The sequence below is a fragment of the Limnospira sp. genome, from assembly GCF_051859755.1.
Taxonomy (GTDB): domain Bacteria; phylum Cyanobacteriota; class Cyanobacteriia; order Cyanobacteriales; family Microcoleaceae; genus Limnospira; species Limnospira fusiformis.
In genome coordinates this window covers 1-6551 of the sequence record NZ_JBIMLI010000194.1, presented here as the reverse complement: position 1 = coordinate 6551, position 6551 = coordinate 1, and the positions used below count along the sequence as shown (strand labels likewise).

Sequence of the window (6551 nt, the reverse complement as noted above, 5' to 3'; positions counted from 1 at the left end):
GTTTATCCTCAACCCTTCTCGCTTATTATACTGTATTGCCCTAAAATATTAACCGAATTTGTGATTAAATCATGCTCCTGTTGATCATAGCAATCCATTAATCATCAAATTTGCGCTATCAACTCTAGCGCCCTAAATTACCGGGAGGCTTGTTAAATCGATGTTTGCCAATCCTACACTCGTTTGGTTGCTGGCCGGGGCCGTGTTATGTTTGATGGAGTTATTTCTTCCTACGGCCTTTGTCGAGTTTATGATGGGCGTAAGTGCCTTGGTAGTGGCTGCGATCTCTTTGATCTTGCCTAATGTTCCCATACAAATAGCTCTCTGGATGATATTATCCGTGGCATCTATAATGGTAATGCGCCGTTTATTGCCACACCGTCGGGTTGCTATCCTGGAAGAAGCAACAGAGGCTGAAACTTTGACGGAAATTTTGCCGGGACAAACCGGACGGGTAATTTATGATGGGATTTCTTGGCGGGCACGTTCCGAGGGAGAATATGCGATCGCTCCTGGACAAAAGGTCCTGGTTGTCAATCGAGAAGGAAATACCTTAATTGTCGTTCCTGAAAAGTTAATCAATTCCTAACTACTTGATTGGTCAGAAGTCTATCCTGGTCAAGCTGTAGAAATATGCTCATCCGAATTTAACACTAGAGGAAAATCAACCATGGAACAGCTATTTTTGATCATTATTTTACTCTTCGGTGGCTCGACACTGGCAGGTTCTGTCAAAATTATTAATCAGGGCGATAAAGCCTTAGTCGAAAGCCTCGGTAAGTATAATGGCCGTACCTTAGATCCGGGTTTAAACTTTCTTGTCCCTTTCTTGGATCGGGTGGCTTATCGGGAAACTGTCCGGGAACAAGTCCTTGATATTCCTCCCCAAAAATGTATTACCCGCGATAATGTTTCCATTAGCGTTGATGCTGTCGTTTATTGGCGGATTATGGATTTGGAAAAAGCCTGCTATAAGGTGAATAACCTACAGGCTGCTATGGAAAATATGGTGCGAACCCAGATCCGTTCCGAAATGGGAAAACTAGAACTTGATCAAACTTTCACCGCGCGCACAGAAGTTAACGAAATGCTATTGCGGGAATTGGATATCGCTACTGACCCCTGGGGTGTGAAAGTCACACGGGTGGAATTGCGCGATATTTGCCCTACTAAGGCGGTAATGGATGCTATGGAATTGCAGATGTCTGCGGAACGACAAAAACGCGCTGCTATTCTGGCTTCCGAAGGAGAACGAGAATCTGCTGTTAACTCCGCTAAAGGTCGGGCTGAGGCGCAAGTTTTAGCTGCTGAAGCTCAACAAAAGGCTGTGGTACTCGAGGCTCAAGCACAACGTCAATCTCAGGTTCTCAAAGCCCATGCGACGGCGGAAGCTATCCAAATTCTAACTAAGACTCTCCAAAGTGACCCGGAAGCACGGGAAGCCTTGCAATATCTGTTAGCCCAAAACTATATTGAGATGGGAGCTACTATCGGTAATAGTGATAGCAGCAAGGTCATGTTTATGGACCCGCGATCTATCCCCGCCACTCTCGAAGGTATGAGATCTCTGATTTCTGATACCCCTAGTTCTTAATTCACTGATCCCCATCGACGATTCAGATATGCACACAATGTGGTTTTTGTCAAGACTCCTAAAAATGGCGATCGCCTTAGTCCCGCAAAACTCGTGCATCGTGAATTTTTAATTTTGGTCGTAGAATAATCCTAACCCCGACATAATCGGGGCTTTAGGCTTTTTTTTTGCGCCTAGACACAAGAAGCCCTTGGTAACGATTTATCCGATGATACCATAACCCCTATAATCTCGTCAACTATTTGCGAGATATTTTCAATTAAATTGTATTAATTCTTAACAATATTTTGAAATTTAAATCCATTGAGTCGTAAAAATTAGCAAAAATTATATTTGGGGGTATTTGAGGACAAGGGATAATGGATAATTGATAATGGATAATTGATAAACGATTTTAGTAAATAGATGAATTCTGAATCTTGTATTTTTCTCGCGGGTGCGAGTCGGGGTGTAGGTCGGGAAATTGCCAATTGTCTGAGGGGAGGACAAGTAAAGGTTAGGGCATTATTACGATCGCCATCCAGCGGACCAGAACTCGAAAGAATGGGGATTGAAATTGTCATGGGAGATGCTCTCGATCTGGCCGCCGTTGAACAGGCTGTGACAGACGGGCCGGCTATTTCTGCCATGATTAGCACCATTGGCGGTTTACCGAAAGACGGTCAAAGGGCTGATTATTTGGGGAATCGTAACCTGATTGATGCAGCCGTGAAAGCTAATGTAGGAAAATTTATCCTAATTTCCTCCATTGGTAGCGGTCAAAGTGCTGTAGCTCTCCCTCCCCAGGCTATGGAAACCCTGAAATCAGTCTTGATAGAAAAGGAAAAAGCCGAGGAACATCTGATTAATAGTGGCCTCACCTATACTATTATCCGTCCGGGAGGGTTAAAGTCCGAACCAGCGACGGGAAATGGTGTGCTAACGGAGGATTACCGAGTCGCGGGAACTATCCACCGCGCTGATGTGGCGGCTTTGGCTTGCGCCTGCTTGCACTCGGATCAGGCTAATAATAAAATTCTCTCAGCTATCGATCGCCAAATGGCCTATGGTCAAACAGATTTTGAGGTTTTGGATATATAATCATCCTTGAAAATCAACCAATATTTACTTGTTTGAGGGTTGGGGACTGCATATTGGGATCGCCACTGTTCAAAGGTAGACGAATCCAAAATGTAGTTCCTGCTCCGGCGGTTGATTCAAACCTAATCGCGCCGCCATGAGCTTCGACAATGGATTTGGCGATCGCTGTTCCTAAACCTGTTCCTCCCTGTTTTCCATAGGTGACAAAGGCATCAAATAGATGTTCTTGAATAGCTTTGGGAATACCCGTTCCGTTATCTTTAACCATAATCACCCCCCAATTATCTTGAGTGGTAGCAGTGATGATAATCTTTCCCTGTGAATTAGGAAAGGCCTCCACTGCATTGCTGACCAAGTTCTGTAACACCCGTATAATCTTGTTAAGGTCAGCTAGGACGTAGATTCCGTCAGGAATATCAATGACCAATTCTACATCAGAGGAGTGTAAATAGACTCGGTTTAACTTTTCAAACTGCTGTATAATCTCCTCTATAGCCACGGGTTTTAAGAGCAGGCTGGTGCTTCCCCGACTAAATTCTAGGACTTCTTCAGCCATTCCTAACATCCGTTGAATTTGCATGGAAATTAGATCGCACCATTCCTCGGTTTCTTCGTCCGGGTGTAGTTCCCGAATCATGGAACTAGAAAGCTGAATACCTGTGAAGGGGCTGCGAAAATCGTGTACAATGGTGTTGACCATTTCCCCCAATAGTTCCATTTTCTGCTTGTGAACCATTTGGTTGACATACTCGTTGGTGGTGTTTCGCAGTTGTTGGGTAATATAGCCGAATAGCTTGAGGACTACTTGACCCTTTGCGTCTTGGAGAATGGTGATTAGGTTATCCCGTGAGATTTTAGCTAGGGTAGCTCCCCCTAGTGTAGCGATCGCTCTCGCACTGCGTGGCTGTCCGTCTAAGACCCCAAATTCACCAAAAAAGCTATTGGGTCTAGCTACTGTTACCACCTGATAGCGATCGCCTCCTGTGGACTTACTAAACTCTACTTCCCCCGTTAGCACTAAATATAAGTAGTCGGGAACTTCGCCTTCTTCAAAAATTAGGCTTCCTTCTGGGTAGTATTCGACAATAGCCAACTGACAAAGTTTATCCGCCTGTTCTGGCTCAAAATAGCTGATAAACTGATGGGATAGTAAATCCATGAGTATGCACCTGCTCTGCCATTGATATAATAATAGGGTTATCCATTTTGATATACTAAAACAATTTATGCACTTTTCGTCAATCCTGTTTTAGCTGTCATCTATCTCCGTTAAACTTTTCTGGGATTAATTATGACATAGATAGCACCTTATCGACTCTTAATTACTATTAATATTTGTGACTTTTTGTGACTCCAGTTCCCTCATTTGATTGTAAAGATTCTGGGATTTATGGTTGATAGTTTCGCGGGTGTTTCCCGACAATTCTTGTGCCGATGAGTTGATTTCACCGCGCCGAAAGAAGTTTTGATATCCGCCGTTTTCCGCAAATCCTAGAGTTTGGCTATCTCCCTGCTGACTGAGACTTTTAAGTTGCCGGAATTGTTGATTAGTGACGGCAATTTTAGCCTGAGATTCTGTGATATCTAAATCCATAAAATTGCAGGCATTTTTGAGAGATTCAAGCGGGTTATTATTTAGGGATTCATAGCTGACAAATAAAAGGCGATCGCTGTCAGTTTTTGCAGCTTCTAAATAACTGTTAATATGACCACACCATTGATTGATTAAATTCAGACAAAACTCATCTATCCCCGAGTTATTTTTCCGAAACTTAGGCGACCTTAGTTGATAGTGATAGTAGGAACAAAGACAATCAGCAGGATGTCGAAATAGGTAGATAATTCGATAATCTGAAATTAGGTCGAATGGTTCATGGGTTTTAATAATCCGAAACGGAATTTTAATCCGAGGGTTGCGATACCAGTCTTCAATATCAACCTTATAAACATCTGGGATCACATTACCTCCTGGCTGTGTTGTTTCCCCCCCCAATTGTTTAATTACATCACTAAGTAACAATCGCATCCAAGTATTACCAGAACGTGGATAGGAGGCTAGAAATACATCTGTCGGTCGAAAATACCATTGATTTACTTGGTATTTATATGCTGAGGAAAACATCATATCTAAGTGAGATATATGAACCGATGTCACCGATAATATTTGAGGTTTCAGGTGTGAGGTTTGGGATATTACCGCCACCAAAAACCCCAGAAATATGGGAATTTTTACGACACTTATTTATGTCGAATATATTCGTAAATCGACAAATACTGAGTAGCTGGATTTGACCATGAGTAGTCATATTCCATCCCTTGAATTGCCAACTTTTGAAACTCTTTGGGATAGTGATACCACAAGCCGATCGCTCTATCTAAAGCCGATTCTAGTGCCTGACTATCAGTTTGGAAAAACACATAACCATTGCGTTTTTCTTCTTCATGACAGTTGTCATAGTCTCGGTCAAACACTGTATTGAGTAACCCGCCAACCCCCCGCACCACTGGAACTGTCCCATATTGCAACCCAATCATCTGAGTTAAGCCACAAGGTTCATAATTGCTGGGAACAATAATAATATCAGCCCCGGCGTAAATGAGATGGGAAAGTTCTTCATTAAAACCAATTTCGATATGGCAATCAGGGTTATGATTTAGATGATTTTTTTCATGCAAAAACCAGTTGTTAATTGCGGTTTCCGTTGCCGAACCTAACAACACAAATTGAGCTTGGCGATAGAGGGCATAATAAATAGCATGGTGGACGAGATGAACGCCTTTTTGTTGGTCTAAACGCCCCACATAAGCAATTAAAGGTTTATCCCCGTGACCCAGCCATAATCGCTCTCGGAGTGCTTGTTTGTTTTTGGCTTTTTCCGTAAAGGTATCAGCATCATAATGATGGGGAATATAGCGATCGACTCCGGGATTCCATACTTCATAGTCAATGCCATTGAGTACCCCCCTGAATTTATGTTGATGTTCATGAATGGTATGGCCCAAACCATAACCAAAATCGCCATAGTGTGCTTCCCAAGCATGGTGGGGGGAAACTGTGGTGATGAAATTAGAATAGACGATTCCGCCTTTCATCAAATTTAGAGCAAAAGGATTAAAGGGATCTTGGAGGCGATCGTCAGCGAAATAGTAAGATTCCTTATTCAGACCGGTAGCCCACAAAACATTACATCCCGCAATGCCCTGATGTTTAAAGTTATGAATGGTATAACAAACCCGTTGATATTCCATGCCATGATACTTGTAAATCTCGAACAGTAGCACCGGAACTAGGCCAGTTTGCCAGTCATGACAGTGGATCACATCGGGCCGTTTGTTAGTCAGCAACAGAAACTCTAAGGCTGCCTTACTGAAAAAGGCAAACCGCATATTGTCATCATTGCAACCGTAGTAGCAGTCGCGATTGAAAAATAAGTCATCCGAATGGGGGTCTATGAAAAAGCATAATCTGCCATAAACCCAGCCACAGTAAACATCACAGTGTATCGCTGCACCATACCAAGGGACAACTAAATCTCGGTAGGCTTCGTGTAGTCCCCAAATATGGTCATAACGCATACAATCATATTTGGGTAGAATTATCTCTACTGCATGGCCCCGCAGTTCCAACTCTCGGCTGAGTCCGTAGACTACATCACCCAAACCTCCCGCCTTGATTACAGGGGCGCACTCAGAGGCAATCTGTACAATGTACATCTTCACTCCTCTCGTAACAAAAGTTTATGTTCTATGTTTCCTATTGAATCAGGAAAAAGCACCGATCGCTCACCAATGTAGTTTATGACTGATACATTTACGCGACATTTATCCGGCTATTGCCTGACAATGCGACGATAGCACTATTACCCGTTAAGGTAAC

6 protein-coding genes are annotated in these 6551 nt (G+C 43.0%); 3 read left to right on the top strand and 3 right to left on the bottom strand.

The window, feature by feature from the left end; all coding sequences use genetic code 11:
- The first annotated feature begins 160 nt into the window (after positions 1–160).
- From ACTIE0_RS21990 to ACTIE0_RS21980, 3 genes are all read left to right on the top strand, one after another.
- On the top strand, positions 161–589 hold the full coding sequence (locus ACTIE0_RS21990) for an NfeD family protein (protein ID WP_006622619.1): 429 nt from the start codon (positions 161–163) through the stop codon (positions 587–589).
- 81 nt (positions 590–670) lie between these two features.
- The gene (locus ACTIE0_RS21985) at positions 671–1594 is read left to right on the top strand and encodes an SPFH domain-containing protein (RefSeq protein ID WP_006622618.1); all 924 of its coding nucleotides are present in this window, start codon (positions 671–673) and stop codon (positions 1592–1594) included.
- A gap of 405 nt (positions 1595–1999) precedes the next feature.
- Entirely contained in the window at positions 2000–2674 is a 675-nt protein-coding gene (locus ACTIE0_RS21980) for an SDR family oxidoreductase (RefSeq protein WP_006622617.1), read from the top strand.
- A gap of 13 nt (positions 2675–2687) precedes the next feature.
- Here ACTIE0_RS21980 and ACTIE0_RS21975 read toward each other — a convergent pair whose 3' ends face one another.
- From ACTIE0_RS21975 to glgA, 3 genes are all read right to left on the bottom strand, one after another.
- Positions 2688–3833, bottom strand: coding sequence for an ATP-binding protein (locus ACTIE0_RS21975; RefSeq protein WP_006670610.1), 1146 nt, complete (start codon positions 3831–3833; stop codon positions 2688–2690).
- Between the two features lie 159 nt (positions 3834–3992).
- Positions 3993–4829 carry a sulfotransferase domain-containing protein gene (locus ACTIE0_RS21970; RefSeq protein ID WP_439516990.1) on the bottom strand — a complete coding sequence of 279 codons (837 nt, stop codon included), beginning with the start codon at positions 4827–4829 and terminating at the stop codon, positions 3993–3995.
- 83 nt (positions 4830–4912) lie between these two features.
- A complete protein-coding gene (gene glgA / locus ACTIE0_RS21965; RefSeq protein WP_008056237.1) occupies positions 4913–6388 on the bottom strand; it encodes a glycogen synthase GlgA in 1476 nt (491 codons plus the stop codon).
- Positions 6389–6551: the final 163 nt, after the last annotated feature.

Bases quoted from the DNA above. Each gene is read 5' to 3' on its own strand.
- ACTIE0_RS21975 (WP_006670610.1), bottom strand. From the start codon at position 3,833: ATGGATTTACTATCCCATCAGTTTATCAGCTATTTTGAGCCAGAACAG.
- ACTIE0_RS21980 (WP_006622617.1), top strand. From the start codon at position 2,000: ATGAATTCTGAATCTTGTATTTTTCTCGCGGGTGCGAGTCGGGGTGTA.
- ACTIE0_RS21985 (WP_006622618.1), top strand. From the start codon at position 671: ATGGAACAGCTATTTTTGATCATTATTTTACTCTTCGGTGGCTCGACA.
- glgA (WP_008056237.1), bottom strand. From the start codon at position 6,388: ATGTACATTGTACAGATTGCCTCTGAGTGCGCCCCTGTAATCAAGGCG.
- ACTIE0_RS21990 (WP_006622619.1), top strand. From the start codon at position 161: ATGTTTGCCAATCCTACACTCGTTTGGTTGCTGGCCGGGGCCGTGTTA.